We start from the raw sequence: 15973 nt of genomic DNA on the forward strand, positions 1-15973 counted from the left end.
GGCCACCGTGGCCAGGACCGATACGTTCCCCCAACATATTGAACTCCGTCAAAAAAGGAAAGTTCCCCGGCAAGAGCCAGGAAGCCGGGCCGGACGGGGGGCGTCCGGCCCGGCTCCGCGCCTCTGCGGGGAGGTTGGCCCCTCTTCACGGCGTTTACTCGCCCTGCCTGAGGTGGGAACCGTCCAGGGCGGGCGTGACCAGCTCGTAGATGGGCGCGCGGTCGAGCTTGAGCTCGCCCAGGATGTGCGCGCGGTCGGCCCTGGCCGCGTTCACGCTGGGGTAGCGCCCCACCAGAACGCGATACCAGATGCCCTTGTCGCCCAGGTCCACCTGGTTGATCCAGGGCTCGTAGCCCTGCCCGGCGAGCTTGCGGCAGTGCCGGAAGGCCCTGCCGTGGTCGCGCCAGGAGCTGACGTGCATGCCCCAGGTGGGGGAAGTTATGGCGTCCCCTGTTCCCGGATGCCAGGCGATGGGCCGGACATCCCCGGAAGGCGGACCTGCGGCTGCGGGAGATGCCGCAGGCCCGCCGGGGTTCTGCCCCGCTCCGGGGAAAGGATCGCGGGGCAGCGGGTTCGGGGTGGAACCGCTGGTTTGAATTTCGGCTGCGGCGGCCTCGGGCTGCGCGTCGGCGAACCGGGCGGCCATGCGGGCGCGCTTCAGGTTTTCGGCGGCCTTGACGTAGTAGCTGGGGGCCAGCTCCACGGCGCGCTCGAAGTACGGCACGGACTCGGCGGCCCGGCCGTCGGCCAGGAGGACGTAGCCCAGGTTGTTGTTGGCCCTGGACTCGCCCCCGGCGTACTTGAAGGCTTCGAGGGCCTCGACCAGGCGTCCCTGGCGGGCCAGGGCCAGGCCGAGGTTGTTGTAGGTGCGGGGCGAGACGCCCCCGTTCTTCAGGGCGTAGCGGAAGGAATTGACCGCGTCGCCATACTGCTTGAGCGCGATCTGGACCACGCCGAGATTGTTGTAGATTTCATCCTTGAACTGTCCCTGGTGCAGCTCCAGGGCGCGCAGGAAATGGGCGCGCGCGTCCTCGTACCGGCCCTGGCGGTCGTAGAGGTTGCCCAGGTAGTTCTGGGCCTTCCAGAGCATGGGGTTGCCGTCCACGGCGCGGGACAGGTGGGTCTCGGCCTCGGCGTAGAGCCCGGCGCGGAAGTAGACGGACCCGGCCGCCTCGTTGGCGATGGCGTGGTCCGGCTCCTTTTGCAGGACGTGGAGGTATTCGGCCAGGGCCTGCTCGTCCAGCCCCTTGGTCACCAGCAGGTCGCCCTTCTTGATGCGCACGCCCAGGTTCTCCGGGTCCTTCTCCAGGGCCTTGTTGTAGTGCACGAAGGCCATTTCCGAGTTGCCCCGGCGCAGGAAGCCGTCGCCCGCCTGCTCGTGCTGGTCCCCGGTCAGGTCGACCGGTCCCTCCTTGCCCCAGGCGAATTCCTGGAACGACGGCTCCTTCTGCCTGGCGGCGCAACCGGCCATCGAAAGGCCGAGGAGCAGGACGGCGAGGGTCAGGATGGACTTCTTCATGATCGTTTCCTCCTTGAGGGCGGCCTAGTTGTTCACCTTGGCGAAGACCTCGATGAACGTCAGCCCGGCCGGTCCCATGATAGTCACGAACAGGGCGGGCAAAATGAATCCCACCAGCGGGAGCAGGAGCTTGACCGGCAGCTTGGCCGCCAGCTCCTCGGCGCGCTGGGAGCGCTTGGTGCGCATGGCGTCGGAGTAGACCCGCAGGGTGCGGCCCACGCTGATGCCGAAGACGTCGGCCTGGACCAGCAGCGAGGTCAGGCTGGAAAGGTCGTCGAGCCCCACCCGCTCGGACAGGCCGCGCAGGGCGTCGGCCCGCGCCTTGCCCGCGCGCAGCTCCAGGGTCATGAGCTTGAGCTCCGAGCTGATGACCGGGCCGGAAAGGACCAGCTCGGTGCAGACGCGGTCGATGGCCTGGTCGAGCCCCATGCCGGACTCCACGCAGACGACCAGCAGGTCCAGGGCGTCGGGCAGTTCATCGGCCACGCGCCTGCGCCGGGCCTCGACCTTGCGCCGCAGCCAGGCCTCCGGGGCGTAGGCCCCGAGCACGGCCAGGAACGCCGCGCCCAGGCAGGTCCAGAGCACGCTGAGCTCCAGCCCGCCGAAAAATCGCGCCGCCAGGAACCCGCCGCCCAGGAGCACGGCCAGGAAGACCTTGACCCCCTGGAACAGGACCGGGGCGTTGCGCGTGCGCAGCCCCGCCTGGATCAGGGCCAGCCGGTTCCTGTCGAGCTCGGCCGCGTCGCGGGGGCCGACCTTGGCCCCGATGCGCTCGAAATGGGCGGTCAGCGCCCGGCCCAGCCCGGCCAGCGGGGCGAGCAGGGAGTCGCGGCGGCGCTGGGGACGGCCGGAGATGCGCTCCTTCAGCCGGGCGGCGGCGGAGGCGTTGCCCAGGTAGCCCATGAGCCCGCGCGCTGCCAGGAGCACCGAGACGAAGGCCAGGCACGCGGCGAAGAGCGGAAGGTAGTCGGAACCGGACATGCGCGCCTCCCTAGACCTTGATGTTGACCATGCGGCGCATGCACCACATGCCGAAGCCCATGCCGATGACCGCGCCGTAGCTCATTTGCTGCCCCAGCTCCGTGGTCCACATCCGGCTCATGTAGCCGGGGTTGATGAGGTAGAGGATCAGCGTGACCACGAAGGGCAGGGCCGAGAGCAGCCAGGCCGAGAGGCGGCCCTCGGCCGAGAGCACGCGGACCTTGCCGAAGAGCACGAACCGCTCGCGCACCAGCCGGGCGATGTTCTCCACGATCTCGGCCAGGTTGCCGCCGGTCTCGCGCTGGATGTTCACGGACACGGCGAAGAACTTGAGGTCAGTGACGTCCACCCGGGTGAGCAGGTTGTTCAGGGCCCGGTCCACGTCCAGGCCGTAGTTGATTTCGTCGAGGGTCTTGCGGAACTCTCCGCCCACCGGATCGTCGAACTCCTCGGCCACCATGCGCATGGCCCCGCCGAAGGTGTGCCCTGCCTTGAGCGCGCGGCTCATCAGGTCCAGGACCTCGGGCAACTGGCGGTGGAAGGCGTCCATGCGGGCCCGCTTCTTCTGGTTCAGCCAGACGAAGGGCAGGTAGCCCGCCACGCCCGCCAGGAGCGCGCCCACCCACCACCGGCCCGAGAAGGCCAGCCCGCCGTAGAACCCGGCCATGCCGAGCACCCCGGAAAGGAGCAGGAAGGTCCCGGCCGTGCCCTTGGCCGCCGCCTGGCGGATGGTCAGGGAGAGGCGCGAGGCGAACCGGGCCCGCTCCAGGAGCCGGTTGAACCACGGGACCTGGCTCATGGAGGACTGGGCCAGGAGCAGGTCGAGGGACGGGCTCTCCAGTTCGTGCAGGGCCAGGCGGCGCAACCGGCGGCCGACCCGCTCCCCGGCCTCCTCGCGCCGGGCCGTGAGCAGGGCCGCCACGCCCGAGGCCAGCAGAAAGGCGGAAACCACGCCCAGGACGACGATCAGCAGGGTCAGGCTCATTGCCGCCCCCTCCCCGCCTGCCGGGCGGGCACGAACATCTCGGCCGGGAACGGGCGGCCCATGCGCTCCATCTTGGCCGCAAACTTGGGCCGGATGCCGCGCGCGGTGTGGTAGCCCTCAACCTTGCCGTCCCTGGTGACGCCGGTCTGCTCGTAGGCGAAGATCTCCTGCATGGTTATCATCTCGCCCTCCATGCCGGTGACCTCCTGGATGGAGATGACCTTGCGCGCGCCGTCCACCAGGCGGGTGGCCTGGATGACCACGTCCACGGCGGACGAGATGTACCGCTTCATGGACAGGGGCGAGAGGTTGAGGCCCGCCATGGAGACCATGGTTTCGAGCCGCATCATGGCGTCGCGCGGGGAGTTGGCGTGAATGGTGGTCAGGGAGCCGTCGTGGCCGGTGTTCATGGCCTGGAGCATGTCCAGGGCCTCGGCCGCGCGGACCTCGCCCACGATGATCCGGTCCGGGCGCATCCGCAGGCAGTTCTTGACCAGCTCGCGCTGGTCGATCTCGCCCTTGCCCTCGATGTTGGCCGGGCGGGTCTCCAGCCGGACCACGTGGTCCTGCTTGAGCTGGAGCTCGGCCGCGTCCTCGATGGTGACGATGCGCTCGTCCTCGGGGATGAACCGGGACAGGCAGTTGAGCAGCGTGGTCTTGCCCGAGCCCGTGCCGCCGGAGATGAGCACGTTGAGCCGCGACCTGACGATGCCGTCCAGCAGGTCGGCCATGGGCGGGGTCATGGCCCCGAAGCCGATGAGGTCGGCGACCTCCAGCGGGTCGCGGGAGAACTTGCGGATGGAGAGCGACGGGCCGTCGATGGCCAGGGGCGGGATGACCGCGTTGACGCGCGAGCCGTCCAGCAGCCGGGCGTCGCACAGGGGCTGGGACTCGTCGATGCGCCGCCCCACCAGGGAGACGATGCGGTCGATGATCTTGCGCAGGTGGTCGTCGTCGCGGAACCTGGCCGGGGTCAGCTCCAGCTTGCCCCGCCGCTCCACGTAGACCTGCTTGTAGCCGTTGACCAGGATGTCGTTGACCGTGGGGTCCTTGACGTAGGGCTCCAGCGGCCCCAGGCCGATGACCTCGTCCTGGATCTCGGTGAGCATCCGCTTGCGCTCGGCCAGGTTGAGCGGCGCGCTGCGGAACTCCTCCCAGAGCAGCCCCTCGGTGACCTTGGCGATCTCGGCGCGCATCTCGGTCTCGCTCAGGGTGTCGAGGAGCGAGAGGTCGATCATGTCGATGAGCCGGTCGTGGATGCGGGTCTTGATCTCGAAATAGTGGTCGGTCCGGTCGCCGGGCGCGTCCTTGGCGTCCCTGCCCCGCGCCGGGGCGGCGGGACGGGCCTTGGCGGCGTTGCGGTTGAGGCGTGCGGCGATGCTCATGACGCGGCCTCCGCGAGACCCGCTTCAGGGCCGGCCTTGGCCTTGCGGCCGAAGAGCCCGGCGAAGGGCAGGCGGATGCCCTTGCGCGCCTTCTCCCGCTTGGGCGCCAGGGCGCGGGCCAGGCGGGCCACGGCGCGGCTGGCCGGGGACTTGGGAAAGGCCTGGATCAGCGGCACGCCCTGGTTCAGGGCGGAGAGCGCGGCCGGGCCGTCCTCGGGCACGGACAGGAAGACGCCCTTGTTCAGGACCTCGGCCGCCTCCTCCACGGTGATGGACCCGTCGCGGGTGACACGGTTGGCCACGAGGCGCAACCGGCGCCCGGCGTCCGGGGCCTGGCCGCGCAGCCCTTCCAGCAGCCGGGCCGTGCGGGCCAGGCAGGGCAGGGTCAACTGGGTCACGGCGAAGATGTGGTCGGCCTGCTCCACCTCGCGCGGCAGCTCACCGTCGTCGGGCCAGGCCGTGTCCACGATGACGCACTCGAAGCACTGGCGCAACTGCTCCAGGATGAGGTGCAGGGACTGCGGGTCGGGCCGGTCCGGGCCGGGGGGCGCGGGCAGGACGCGCAGGCCCGAGGGATGGGTGGCCACCACGCTCTTGAGGTAGGTGGCGTCGAGCCGGGTGATGTCCTCGGTCAGGTGGCCCCAGTGGTATTCGTGCTTGAGGTCCAGGAAATACGGCGCCTCGCCCGCCGGGCGGCGCAGGTCCACCAGGATGGCCGAGCCGGGCGCCTGCCGCTCCACGGCCCAGGCCAGGCTCGTGGCCAGGGTGGTGACGCCCAGGCCGGGCTTGGCCCCGAACAGGGTGACCAGCCGCCCGCGCTCGCCGTCGGGCTCGCTCAGGCTCCGGCGCATGGCCGTGCGCATGATCGCGCCACGGAAGTCCTCCTCGCTGACCGGGTAGCGCAGGAACTCGCGGATGCCGCTGCGCATCCCCCGGATGAGCACGTCCGCGTCCGCGTCCCGTCCGGCCAGGTAGACATCCTCGGCCTGGCCGGTCTCCAGGGCGTGGATGATCTGCGGCATGTCCTCGTCCACGTTGGGGCCGGGCTCGTAGATGAGCACGCCCATCTCGTCGGCGTCGTCATCGAGCAGGCGGACCATGGGGCTCGCGCCGATGATGGACTCCAGCCTGCGGCGCTCCCCGCTGTCGATGAGCGCCAGGGTCACGGGTATGATTCGATTGTTCACGGTTCCCCCTTTTTCCTCACGTCCTGGCCAGCCGGACGGCGCGCCCTTTCCCCTGTCGCGCCCGGCCGTCCCGCTACTTGCCGATGACGATCTCCGAAATGGACATGCCGTCGTTCGGCTTGGACTGCGGCCCTTCCTGGTACTTCCTGGCCACGGCGGCGGCGTAGCGGCCGTCCTTGAAGGCCACGGGCGCGTCCGACGGCGGGGCCGGGTCCGCGATCTGCTGGCTCACGGCCAGCCGGACCGAGCTGCCGAAGGCGGGCGTGGTCGGCTCCCGCTCGACCATGGCCCCGCAACCGGCCTGGAACATGATGCCGAAGATGGCGAGATAGATGAAAATGTTCTGCATGACGATCCTCCTCTACTTGGGCCAGGTGTGGCCGAATTCGCCGTCGAAGCCCGATTCGGGCCGGACCACGGTGCCGGGCGCGGCCTTGTCGTCCGGCGCCTGCCCCACCGGGGAGGCCCCGGGCTTGTCCTTCTTTCCTTCCAGCAGGCCGAGCATGTAGAACTCGAAGTCGTCGGCCTCCTTGAACCCGTCTGTGGGCAGGGTCTGCCTGGCCAGGTCCATGGGCTTGGCCAGGTGGGCGGTGACGATGATGACCAGTTCGGTCTTGTTGCGCTCGAAGTCCTGGCTGCGGAACAGGGTCCCCAGCACCGGCACGTCGCCCAGGACCGGGAAGCGGTTGGAGTTCTCCTTGAGCTGGTCGCTGATGAGCCCGGCGATGGCGAAGGACTGGCCGTCGGCCAGGTCGATGGTGGTGGACGCCTTGCGCGTGGTGATGGCCGGAATCTCGTAGCCGTCGAAACTGACCTGGCGCGAGTAGTCCAGGTCCGAGACCTCGGGCGAGACGCGCAGGTTGATGAGCCCGGCCGAGAGCACCGTGGGCGTGAACTTGAGCCCGATGCCGAAGGGCTTGAACTCCACCGCCACCTGGCCCAGGGCCTGGGGGATGGGGATGGGCACCTCGCCGCCCACCAGGAAGTCGGCGGACTCGCCGGAGACGCAGGTCAGGTTGGGCTCGGCCAGGGTGCGGATCAGCCCGTTGGCCTTCAGCGCGTCGAACAGGCCGGAGATGGAGGTGGACCCGCTGCTGTACTGGACCACGCCGTTGATCTTGTCGGTCAGTTCGACCAGGGTGCCTGCGGCATTCAGGGAGCTCAAGTTGTTCAGGAAGGAATAGAAGGTGAAGTTGGAGATGGTTCCGAACAGGTTGATGCCCATGCGCTTCATGGCCGTGCGGGTCATCTCGGCCACGCGGACCTCCAGCATGACCTGCTGGACGCCGTCCACGCGCAGGAGGTTGACCACCTTGTCAGGAGCCTCGGCCTCGGCCAGGGCCAGGATGGAGGTCAGGTTGCCGGTGTTGTTGACCGAGCCGGACAGGGTGATGGACTGGCCGGAGGACAGGACCTTCACGCCGGTCTCGTCCGGGAAAATCTCGTGGATCATGCGCTTGAGGCGCGTCACGTCCGGGGTGACGACCAGGTCGTAGACGTTGAGCACCCGCTCGCCGGTCCACAGGGTCAGGGTGGCGGTGCCCATCTTGCGCCCGGTGATGTAGACCTGGCGGGGCGAGAGGATGATGATGGACGCGGCCTCCTCGGTGGACAGGGAGACGCGGCTCACCAGCTCGGCGGTGTTCAGGATGGTGGACTTTCCGGCCACGATGCGGATCACGCCGGGGGCCTCGGTGTCCAGGACCTCGACCGCGGCCGGGGCCGGGGAGGCGGCGGCGAGGCAGATCAGGCAGGCCAGGGCCAGGGCGGCCGACAGGTGTGTTGCGGTGCGCGAATCAGTCATGTCCGTCTCCTAGAAGGTCATCTGCTGGCTGCTGCCGCCGGTGATGACCTCGACCGTGACCTTGGGCCTGGGGGCCGGTCGCGGCTTCGGCTTGGGCTTGAGGGCGGCCAGGGCCGAGGGCACGGTGGCCCCGGTGGTCAGCACGGTCTCGGCGTCCTGCTCGTTGCGCAGGGCGAAGTGCAGGGTGCCGCGCGTGGCGGCCAGGGCCAGACGCTCGCTCTCCTCCGGGGTCAGCTCCAGGGTGTAGACGTCCACGGGCGCGGTCTTGCCTTCGCCGTTCGGGGTCAGTTCGGAGCCGGTGGCCAGGACCTTGACCCGCTCCAGCACGAGCTTGGCCACGGGCTTGTCCTCCTTGCCCACGGTCAGGGAGACGAGGACGTCCACCCGGTCGCCCGGCCGGACGAAACCGGCCAGCCCCATGACGGCGTTGCCCTTGACGGCCATGGCCCGCTTGCCCGGCTCGATGAGCGCGGAAACCCCGCCGCCCATGACGGACTTGTCGGCCAGCTTGCGGGCGGTGACGGCCTCGTTGACGCCCACGGCCACGTTCAGGACCCGGCCTTCCACGGCCGCCACTTCGGCAAAGGCGTCCGGCGGCCGGGAGTCGGTGGTGAAGGGCCGCACCAGGAGCATCCCGGCCGTCAGCTTGGTTCCGAGCGGGATGTCGGCCTTGGCCACGACCACGGGCGCGGTCCTGGCCGACGCCTGGCCCGCCGGATGCTGGCGCTTCACGGCGGAGGTCCACCGGAACATGACCACTCCGGCCGCCAGGGCCAGGACCAGGGCCACGGAAATCTGGACCATTGCGCGCGACGACTTGCTCATGGCTCCCCCCTACTGCGCCAGGACCGAGCCGGTCCGGACGAGGTTCAGGCCCACGGCGGCCACGGTGCCCGCCGCGATGGCCACGCCGTAGCACAGGCGCGGCAGGGCGGCGGAGGCGGACGGCGCGTAGTTGAAACGGCGCGTGGCCATGAAGCCGTAGAACGCGCCCTTCAGGTTCAGCAGGACCTGCCGGGCCGCCGCGCGGTGGAAGGCGAGAACGCCCAGGGCGTAGACCCCGCCCGCCAGGCAGGTGAAGAGGAAGGCGGCCAGGATGGTGGACGCGCCGACCCATGCGCCGACACCGGCCATGAGCTTGACGTCGCCCGCGCCCATGACGCCCAGAAGGAAGGGCAGGAGCATGGCCGCCAGCCCCAGGCCGAACCCGGCCGCGCTGAAGCCCAGGCCGCCCGGCCCGCCGACCACGGCGTGGAAGACGAACCCGGAGAGCATGAGCGGAAAAGTGAGCCAGTTGTGGATGCGCCGGGCGCGCAGGTCCGTGACCACGGCGGTCAGGAGCGCGGACGCAAGGATGGCGGCGATGATGAAATTCATGGTTCCTCCCCCTGCCAGACGCCGACTCGGCCTCCGTCCCTCGTTTCCCCCCGAAAGACGGAACCGGGGCTGGCGGGCTGCTTCCCGCAAGCCCCGGTTCGGCTGCTCTGGCTGCTTCCGTTAAACGGAAAGTTTTTGACCTAGATGGTCATGTCGGCCTGCAGGTCGGTGAAGACGGTGTTCACCTGGTTGCCCAGCAGGGTGACGGCGCCGGCGATGACGCCCGCGATCAGGGCGGCGATCAGGCCGTATTCCAGAGCGGTCGCGCCTTCCTCGTTACGAATGAGGTTCATCAGCTTGGTCATGATACTTCTCCTTGAAAACGGTTTCGTTTTTACTTGCGGTTTGAACTGTCCCCGCATCAGCCACGACCCGGATAAAGCAACCGGTGTGCCACCGAGGATCGGCACGTTCATATTTACTTGTAACAAATTGTAATAACTTGACTAAAAAAATATCCATGTCCATCGGCGCTCGTAACGCGGCCTTTTGCGAACAGAAGAATACATTTTTCGTGGAGTTGTTGCAGCGGCCAGACTTCCGCATCAAGCCACACAACTCCTTTTAAATTGGCATGTTACCACAGCAGTCCACCAATAATGGAGTCTCGGAATATATGCCCGGCCAGGCCGCCCGCCACGCGGGATGGGAAGCGCCGAAGGCCCGCCTCGATACGCTGTTATCCTTTGATTACGCTATGTTGACGATATCACGCCAATGGATCGGGAAGAGCGGCCGCCACTCCACGTTTCCTGGGAAACCGGGGTGGGAGCGGGCATTGCGAAGGCGAAAGGAGGAGTCGGGAGCGGGAAATGGACGGGGACCCGGCGGCCGGGTCCATATACCTATTTGAAGGTCGTGGGGTCGATGCCGTGCTTCTGGAGCTTGTTCCAGAGATTCTTGGCCGAAATGCCCAGGGTGTCGGCGGCCTCGGTCTGGACGCCGTCCGCCGCGCGCAGGGCGTTGGCGATGAGGGTGCGCTCGTACTCGCGCAGGGCGTCCTTGAGGGGCAGGCCCGCGCCGGGCAGGGCCAGGGCGTCGCTGGCCGTGGCCGACTGCCGCTTGGAAAAGGCCTGGTCCACGTCCTTTTCCGTGATGACCGGCCCGGCGCAGAAGATGGCGGCGCGCTCCACCGCGTTGGCCAGTTGGCGGACGTTGCCCGGCCAGTCGTAGTTGAAGAAGGCCTGCATGGCCCCGGACGAGACCGAGGCGATGTCCGTGCCCATGCGCCGGTTGGCCCGGTCCAGAAAGAACGCGGCCAGCTCGGGCAGGTCGCTCTTGCGCTCCCGAAGCGGCGGCAGGACGAGGGTGGCCACGTTGAGCCGGTAATAGAGGTCGCTGCGGAACGCGCCCTCCTCCACCCGTTTCTCCAGCTCCTGGTTGGTGGCCGCGATGATGCGCACGTCGTAGAGTACGGGCTTGGTCCCGCCCAGGCGCTCGGCCTGTTTCTGCTCCACGGCGCGCAGGAGCTTGGGCTGGAGGTTCAGCGGCATGTCGCCGATCTCGTCCAGAAGCAGGGAGCCGCCCTTGGCCTGCTCGAACTTGCCCGCCCGGGCGGCGGCCGCGCCGGTGAAGGCCCCCTTCTCGTGGCCGAACAGCTCGCTTTCGATGAGGTTTTCCGGAATGGCGGCGCAGTTGATCTTGACGAAGGGGCCGGAGGCCCGGGCGCTCAGGGCGTGGATGGTGTCCGAGACCAGCTCCTTGCCCGTGCCGGTCTCGCCCATGACCAGGACGTCCGCGTTGAGCTCGGCCACGCGGGCGATGCGCTCCTTGAGCGCCCCCATGGCCGGGGACTGGCCGATGATGTTGTCCAGCGGGCTGGCGCCGCCCCGGCGTTTCAGCTCGGCCAGTTCGGACTGGAGCCGCCGTTTTTCCAGGGCGCGGCGGACCACCACCTCCATCTCGCTCAGGGAAAAGGGCTTGGTGAAATAGTCGTAGGCTCCCTTCTGCATGGCCCGGACCCCGGAGTCCTTGGAGGCGTAGCCGGTCATGACGATGACGTCCACGCCCGGCGCGGCCTCGGCCAGATGGGCCAGGGCGTCCAGGCCGGACATGCCCGGCAGCTTGATGTCGTGCAGGATGAGGTCGAACCGGCCGGATGCGGCCTTGCGGATGCCCTCCTCGGCCGAGGACGCGGCCTCCACGCCGTATCCCTTGTCGATGAGCGCCTCCACCAGCATGCCCTGAAAGGCCCGGTCGTCGTCCACCACCAGTATCCGCTCCGCCATGGCCGCCTCCTTGTGCTCCACGCTTCGTGGTCACCCTACCCCCAGCCCCGACAAAACTCCACATAAAATAGACAACTGTTCTCGATTACATTTCATTCGTCCTATTTTAATAATCTATATCTTACTATATTATCCTGAGAATTCAAGATGTTCCGATTCAGTAAAAACATCTGTTCATAGAGTGGCACGCTGGTTGCTTGCCGCAGTTGCAAGCCCGCCGGGGGCGTGCATTGCATCTTGAGCAAGGAGACATGGAAATGAGGAAGAGGGACGCGTCACGCCGGGGCATCGCGGCCGTGGAATTCGGGTTGCTGCTCCCGCTCATGGTCCTGTTGCTCTTTTTCCTGGTGGAGGGGGCGAGCGCCATGCACGCCTATTCCACCCTGGTGGAGGCCAGCCGCGAGGGGGCCCGCAAGGCCCTTGTCGACGGGGACACCGCCAACGTGGCTGCCATGGTCGAGGCCCTGACCACGGACCTGGACCGCGACAGCCTGACCACCGCCGTGAGCGAAGGACCGGATACCGTTACCGTCGAGGTGAGCTATGACTACCACCCGTTCAACGAAAACATCCTCGAAATCCTGGTGGGCAGCGAGACCATTCAACTGGCCGCCCGCACCACCATGCCGCTGCCGTAGGCGCGGCCCCCGGCGCGGGGCCACCAGCCTGATGGTGGCCATGCTCCTGCCCGTGCTCCTGGCCGTGGCTGGGCTGGCCATCGACATGGGCAACATGTACGTCACCCACACCCGCCTCCAGGCCGCGGTGGACGCGGGCGCGCTGGCGGGCAGCCTGGAGCTCCCCTACGATCCCGACCTGGACAAGGGTCTGGTCCGGGCTGCCGTGCTCTCCATGGTCGCCGCCAACATGGAGCGGGCCGAGGTCACTTCGGTCGCGCCCGGCGCCGAGGTGCGCAGCGTGGTGGTCCAGGCCAGGGCCAAGGTCCAGCTCTTCCTGATGCGCTTCCTGAACCTTGCCGACGAATACATCACGGCCAGGGCGGCCGCCGGTTTCAACAAGCTGGAGGTGGTCTTCGTCACCGACAACTCCGGCTCCATGAAGGGCGCGCCCATCAATATGGTCAAGGAGGCCTCCATCGGCCTGACCGACCTGCTCATCCCTGACGGGACCTCGCCCGACACCAAGGTCGGAATGGTCGCCTTCCGGGGCAAGGTCCGGGTCGGCGCGGGCGTGGACGGGCTGGCCGCGGGCTGCCGCAACGCCGACGGATCGGTGAACACCGGCATCAACCAGGCGTTCATGGACGAATACTACGCCCTGCCCTACTACTACCGGCAGTCCATCCCGCTGGACACCTGCTCGGACATCCCCGAGGCCATGCCGCTCAGCAAGGACAAGAACGCGGTCATCGCGGCCATCAACGGGCAGGACGCCCTGGGCGCGGCGTCGGGCACGGTCGTCTCCGAGGGCCTCAAGTGGGGCCGCCACATCCTGACCCCCGAGGCCCCCTACACCCAGGCCGGGAGCAGGGACGACTTTCGCAAGATCATGATCGTGCTCACCGACGGCGACACCGAGGACGGCGAGTGCGGCGGGGCATACCGCGCCTCATACCGGCCCAACGTCTACTGGACCAACGCATACTACGGCATGGGCGACAAGGCCTCGCACTGCGACGACGGCGGCGCGCTCAACGCGGCCATGCTGGCCGAGGCGCAGGCCGCCAAGGACGCGGGCATCGAGATATTCGCCATCCGCTTCGGCTCCTCGGACACGGTGGACGTCAACCTGATGAAGTCCATCGCCTCCAGCAAGGCGGGCACGGACGACCACTATTTCGACGCGCCCTCGGTCTACGACATCCCGGACGTGTTCAAGCGGATCGGCAAGCAGCTCGGCTGGCGGCTGCTCAACTAGGGAGGCGACCATGCACACGGCACGCAATCGACACCGCAGGGGGCTGGTCTCCCTGGAGTTCGCCCTGATCCTGCCCCTGCTCCTGGCCCTGGCCATGGCCCTCATCGAGGGCGGGGTGATGTTCTACTCCTGGCTGACCATCCAGAAGGCGGCCCAGTCCGGCGCGCGCTTCGCGGCCACCGGCCAGGGCGAGGACCAGGGCACGCGTATGTCCCAAATCCTCGGGGTGGCCGAGGAATGGATGGACCACCTGGACAAGGGCGAAAAGACCATCGTGGTCCGTTCCTGGCCCGCCGGCCTGCCCGAGGGCGACGGCGTGGAGGGCGACGCTGGCGGCCCCTGCCAGATGGTCGAGGTGGACGTGACCTACACCTACCACCCCTTCACCCCGGTCATCGGCTCGGCCCTGCCCGAAACCATTCCCCTGCGCGGGACCGACCGCAAGCTCAACGAGCCCTGGCGGCCCTGCGACTGATCCCGCTCTTTCCGCGGCCACGCCGCATCCCCCCTCCGGAAAGGCTCCCCAGGCGGGGAGCCTTTTCCATGCCGCCCCGCATTCCCCGAATAAGAATAATTGCTTTTAACCGCTCGCTGCGCTAAGAATTCCAGGCAAGGCGGTGCAAAGCCCCGGCGCGCGCAAACGCCGGGACAACGCCATGATACGGAGCAAAAAAGAGTGAGCGACTTCCCACAGATCCTCGGCGTGTATTCCCTGCAACTGGAAGCGGAACTTGGCACGGGCGGCACCCAGTCCACCCATGCGAACGTCACTTATTGGTACGCCCGCCAGCTCGGCGAGGACCGGTTCGAGGTCCAGCCCCTCAACGCCCAGCACGTCCCCTCGGGCGTGCGGTCCGAGCTGAAGGCCATGGATTTCCTCAAGCAGTACACGCCCGAGCCCAGCTACTACCGCATCCACACCGTCCCGGCCCTGAAGAGCCTGGCCCGCAAGATCGAAATGGGCACCAAGGCCTTTGCCGAGGGCAAGCTGGACGAGGCCGAAAACCAGTTCATCAAGGCCCTGATGATCGACGACAAGAGCGTCGAGGCCAACTACGGCCTGGGCGAGGTCTATTCCGAGACAAAGGAGTTCGACAAGCTGCGCGGCGTGCTCGAAACCCTGCTCGGCCTGAGCGAGGCCTTCACCTACGTGCATCGCCAGCGCTTCAACCAGTTCGGCATCAGCCTGCGCAAGAACGGCCACTACGACGAATCCATCCGTTACTACGAAAAATCCCTGGAGATCGTGGACGAGGACGAAAACGTCTACTTCAACCTGGCCCGGGTCTATTTTGAAAAAGGCATGAACGATCGCTGCATCACCAACCTGCAGCAGGCCCTGAGCCTCAACCCCGAATTCATCGAAGCGCAGAAGTTCCTCAAATACTGCCAGAAACGCGCGGCCTGACCCGCGCGAACCCCGCGTCGCGAACAGCCGCCCCGGCCAGCCGGGGCGGCTTTTTTCATGGCTTGCGGCCCCCCGGCCCGCCGTTTTTTTTCCACTCTCCCTCTTGCCATTCCCGATTCCATTCTTATCATATGTGAACATACGAATAATACATTAACGGGCCGCCCTGCGGGGAATGGCCCGACACCTCTCCAACCGAGGAGGAAACTATGCCCAACATGGATTATCCCGGACCGTGCCTCTCCTGCATCGCCGACAACTGCGAGTTGTGGGACCAGAATCTGACGGAGAGCCAGGACGAACGCAACGAAGGCGGCGAGGAATCCCGCTAACCCGAGCATCCCGAAAAAACGACGCGCCCCGACCGAAAACGGCCGGGGCGCTTTTTTTCATCAATTGGCCCGAGGCCCTCAGGGCACTTCGCCGAGGTACTTGAGGCAGAGCGCCTTGATCTCGCCCCGCTTCCGGATCTCGTTCAGGCCGCGGTCGAAATCGTCCCGCAGCTCCCGGTTCATGAAGAAAACGGCGCGGGGCGACGGGGGGAAGACGTCGTGGAACGTCAGCGGCCGGTCCAGCCCCAGCCCCTTGGCCTGGGGGGATTCGGCGAGCTTCTTGCGCCAGTAATAGAAAATGCGCTTGTCGGAGATGAGGATGTCCGCGCGGTCGGCATAGAGCATGCCAACGTGCAGGGACTGGTCGGCCAGCTCCCGGTAGCAGGCGAGTTCGGCGGTCACCTGCCGGAACTCGGGGCCCAGGTACTTGTGCGCGTTCTGGAAGGCCAGGACCCGGCGGCCCAGCAGGTCCCCCAGGCGGTTCACCACCAGCCCCTTCTCGGCCAGGGTGATGGCGTAGTTGTGATAGGCGAGGGTCTCGGCGGAGTGAAAGACAGGCAGACCCGTCTCCCGGCCCAGGTCGTAGGACAGGTTGGCGGCCACGGCGTCGAGGGTCCCGCGCGACAGCTCCATGGGCAGGCGCAGGTTGGGCAGGTAGACGAAGACCGGGGAACGCCCGGATACGGCCAGAGCCTGCTGGATGATCTCCACCTCCAGCCCCTGGTTGTTCTCGCGGATGACGTAGGGCGGCAGCACGAAACCGATGCCGATGCGCACGTCTTGCGCCAGGGCGGGAACGGCGAAAAGCGCGGCCAGCGCGACGGCCAGGAGCGCGCTGAAGAAGCGGGACCGCAAATGGAACATCCCTTGCCCATATCCGACAAACAAC

General features: G+C 67.4%; 17 protein-coding genes. 5 read left to right on the forward strand and 12 right to left on the reverse strand.

Annotated features, from left to right (window positions below; all coding sequences use genetic code 11):
• Nucleotides 1-154: 154 nt before the first annotated feature.
• The 11 genes from PHP91_RS05370 to PHP91_RS05420 all read right to left on the reverse strand — a co-directional run bounded on the left by PHP91_RS05370 (nucleotide 155) and on the right by PHP91_RS05420 (nucleotide 11466).
• On the reverse strand, nucleotides 155-1519 hold the full coding sequence (locus tag PHP91_RS05370) for a tetratricopeptide repeat protein (protein WP_300137977.1): 1365 nt from the start codon (nucleotides 1517-1519) through the stop codon (nucleotides 155-157).
• Between the two features lie 24 nt (nucleotides 1520-1543).
• Nucleotides 1544-2500, reverse strand: a complete 957-nt coding sequence (locus tag PHP91_RS05375; RefSeq protein WP_300137979.1) for a type II secretion system F family protein — start codon at nucleotides 2498-2500, stop codon at nucleotides 1544-1546.
• A gap of 10 nt (nucleotides 2501-2510) precedes the next feature.
• On the reverse strand, nucleotides 2511-3485 hold the full coding sequence (locus tag PHP91_RS05380) for a type II secretion system F family protein (protein ID WP_300137982.1): 975 nt from the start codon (nucleotides 3483-3485) through the stop codon (nucleotides 2511-2513).
• Nucleotides 3482-4870, reverse strand: coding sequence for a CpaF family protein (locus tag PHP91_RS05385; RefSeq protein ID WP_300137984.1), 1389 nt, complete (start codon nucleotides 4868-4870; stop codon nucleotides 3482-3484). The genes PHP91_RS05380 and PHP91_RS05385 overlap by 4 nt, the downstream gene beginning before the upstream one ends.
• Nucleotides 4867-6057 (reverse strand): histidine kinase, encoded by a 1191-nt coding sequence (locus tag PHP91_RS05390; RefSeq protein ID WP_300137986.1) that lies wholly within the window; start codon nucleotides 6055-6057, stop codon nucleotides 4867-4869. The genes PHP91_RS05385 and PHP91_RS05390 overlap by 4 nt, the downstream gene beginning before the upstream one ends.
• A 73-nt stretch (nucleotides 6058-6130) precedes the next feature.
• A complete protein-coding gene (locus PHP91_RS05395; RefSeq protein ID WP_300137989.1) occupies nucleotides 6131-6406 on the reverse strand; it encodes a hypothetical protein in 276 nt (91 codons plus the stop codon).
• Between the two features lie 12 nt (nucleotides 6407-6418).
• Nucleotides 6419-7861, reverse strand: coding sequence for a type II and III secretion system protein family protein (locus tag PHP91_RS05400; protein WP_300137992.1), 1443 nt, complete (start codon nucleotides 7859-7861; stop codon nucleotides 6419-6421).
• Between the two features lie 9 nt (nucleotides 7862-7870).
• Nucleotides 7871-8686: a Flp pilus assembly protein CpaB gene (cpaB, locus tag PHP91_RS05405; RefSeq protein WP_300137995.1), complete on the reverse strand. Its 816-nt coding sequence runs from the start codon at nucleotides 8684-8686 to the stop codon at nucleotides 7871-7873.
• A 9-nt stretch (nucleotides 8687-8695) separates the two neighbouring features.
• The gene (locus PHP91_RS05410) at nucleotides 8696-9238 is read right to left on the reverse strand and encodes a prepilin peptidase (RefSeq protein ID WP_300137997.1); all 543 of its coding nucleotides are present in this window, start codon (nucleotides 9236-9238) and stop codon (nucleotides 8696-8698) included.
• 140 nt (nucleotides 9239-9378) lie between these two features.
• Nucleotides 9379-9543: a Flp family type IVb pilin gene (locus tag PHP91_RS05415; RefSeq protein ID WP_300138000.1), complete on the reverse strand. Its 165-nt coding sequence runs from the start codon at nucleotides 9541-9543 to the stop codon at nucleotides 9379-9381.
• A 540-nt stretch (nucleotides 9544-10083) separates the two neighbouring features.
• Nucleotides 10084-11466, reverse strand: coding sequence for a sigma-54 dependent transcriptional regulator (locus PHP91_RS05420; RefSeq protein ID WP_300138003.1), 1383 nt, complete (start codon nucleotides 11464-11466; stop codon nucleotides 10084-10086).
• A 257-nt stretch (nucleotides 11467-11723) separates the two neighbouring features.
• Here PHP91_RS05420 and PHP91_RS05425 point away from each other — a divergent pair, with 257 nt between their 5' ends.
• The 5 genes from PHP91_RS05425 (at nucleotide 11724) to PHP91_RS05445 (ending at nucleotide 15084) form a co-directional block, all read left to right on the forward strand.
• Nucleotides 11724-12104 (forward strand): TadE/TadG family type IV pilus assembly protein, encoded by a 381-nt coding sequence (locus tag PHP91_RS05425; RefSeq protein WP_300138006.1) that lies wholly within the window; start codon nucleotides 11724-11726, stop codon nucleotides 12102-12104.
• Nucleotides 12105-12132: 28 nt separating this feature from the next.
• On the forward strand, nucleotides 12133-13344 hold the full coding sequence (locus PHP91_RS05430) for a pilus assembly protein TadG-related protein (protein ID WP_300138082.1): 1212 nt from the start codon (nucleotides 12133-12135) through the stop codon (nucleotides 13342-13344).
• 10 nt (nucleotides 13345-13354) lie between these two features.
• On the forward strand, nucleotides 13355-13819 hold the full coding sequence (locus PHP91_RS05435; protein ID WP_300138009.1) for a TadE/TadG family type IV pilus assembly protein: 465 nt from the start codon (nucleotides 13355-13357) through the stop codon (nucleotides 13817-13819).
• A gap of 201 nt (nucleotides 13820-14020) precedes the next feature.
• On the forward strand, nucleotides 14021-14752 hold the full coding sequence (locus PHP91_RS05440; protein ID WP_300138011.1) for a tetratricopeptide repeat protein: 732 nt from the start codon (nucleotides 14021-14023) through the stop codon (nucleotides 14750-14752).
• A 209-nt stretch (nucleotides 14753-14961) separates the two neighbouring features.
• On the forward strand, nucleotides 14962-15084 hold the full coding sequence (locus PHP91_RS05445; RefSeq protein WP_300138014.1) for a hypothetical protein: 123 nt from the start codon (nucleotides 14962-14964) through the stop codon (nucleotides 15082-15084).
• A 78-nt stretch (nucleotides 15085-15162) separates the two neighbouring features.
• Here the strand turns inward: PHP91_RS05445 and PHP91_RS05450 are convergent, their stop codons facing one another.
• Nucleotides 15163-15948, reverse strand: a complete 786-nt coding sequence (locus tag PHP91_RS05450; RefSeq protein WP_300138017.1) for a transporter substrate-binding domain-containing protein — start codon at nucleotides 15946-15948, stop codon at nucleotides 15163-15165.
• Between the last annotated feature and the right edge of the window lie 25 nt (nucleotides 15949-15973).

Origin of the sequence: Pseudodesulfovibrio sp. (genome assembly GCF_028692895.1) — a bacterium.
GTDB lineage: Bacteria > Desulfobacterota > Desulfovibrionia > Desulfovibrionales > Desulfovibrionaceae > Pseudodesulfovibrio.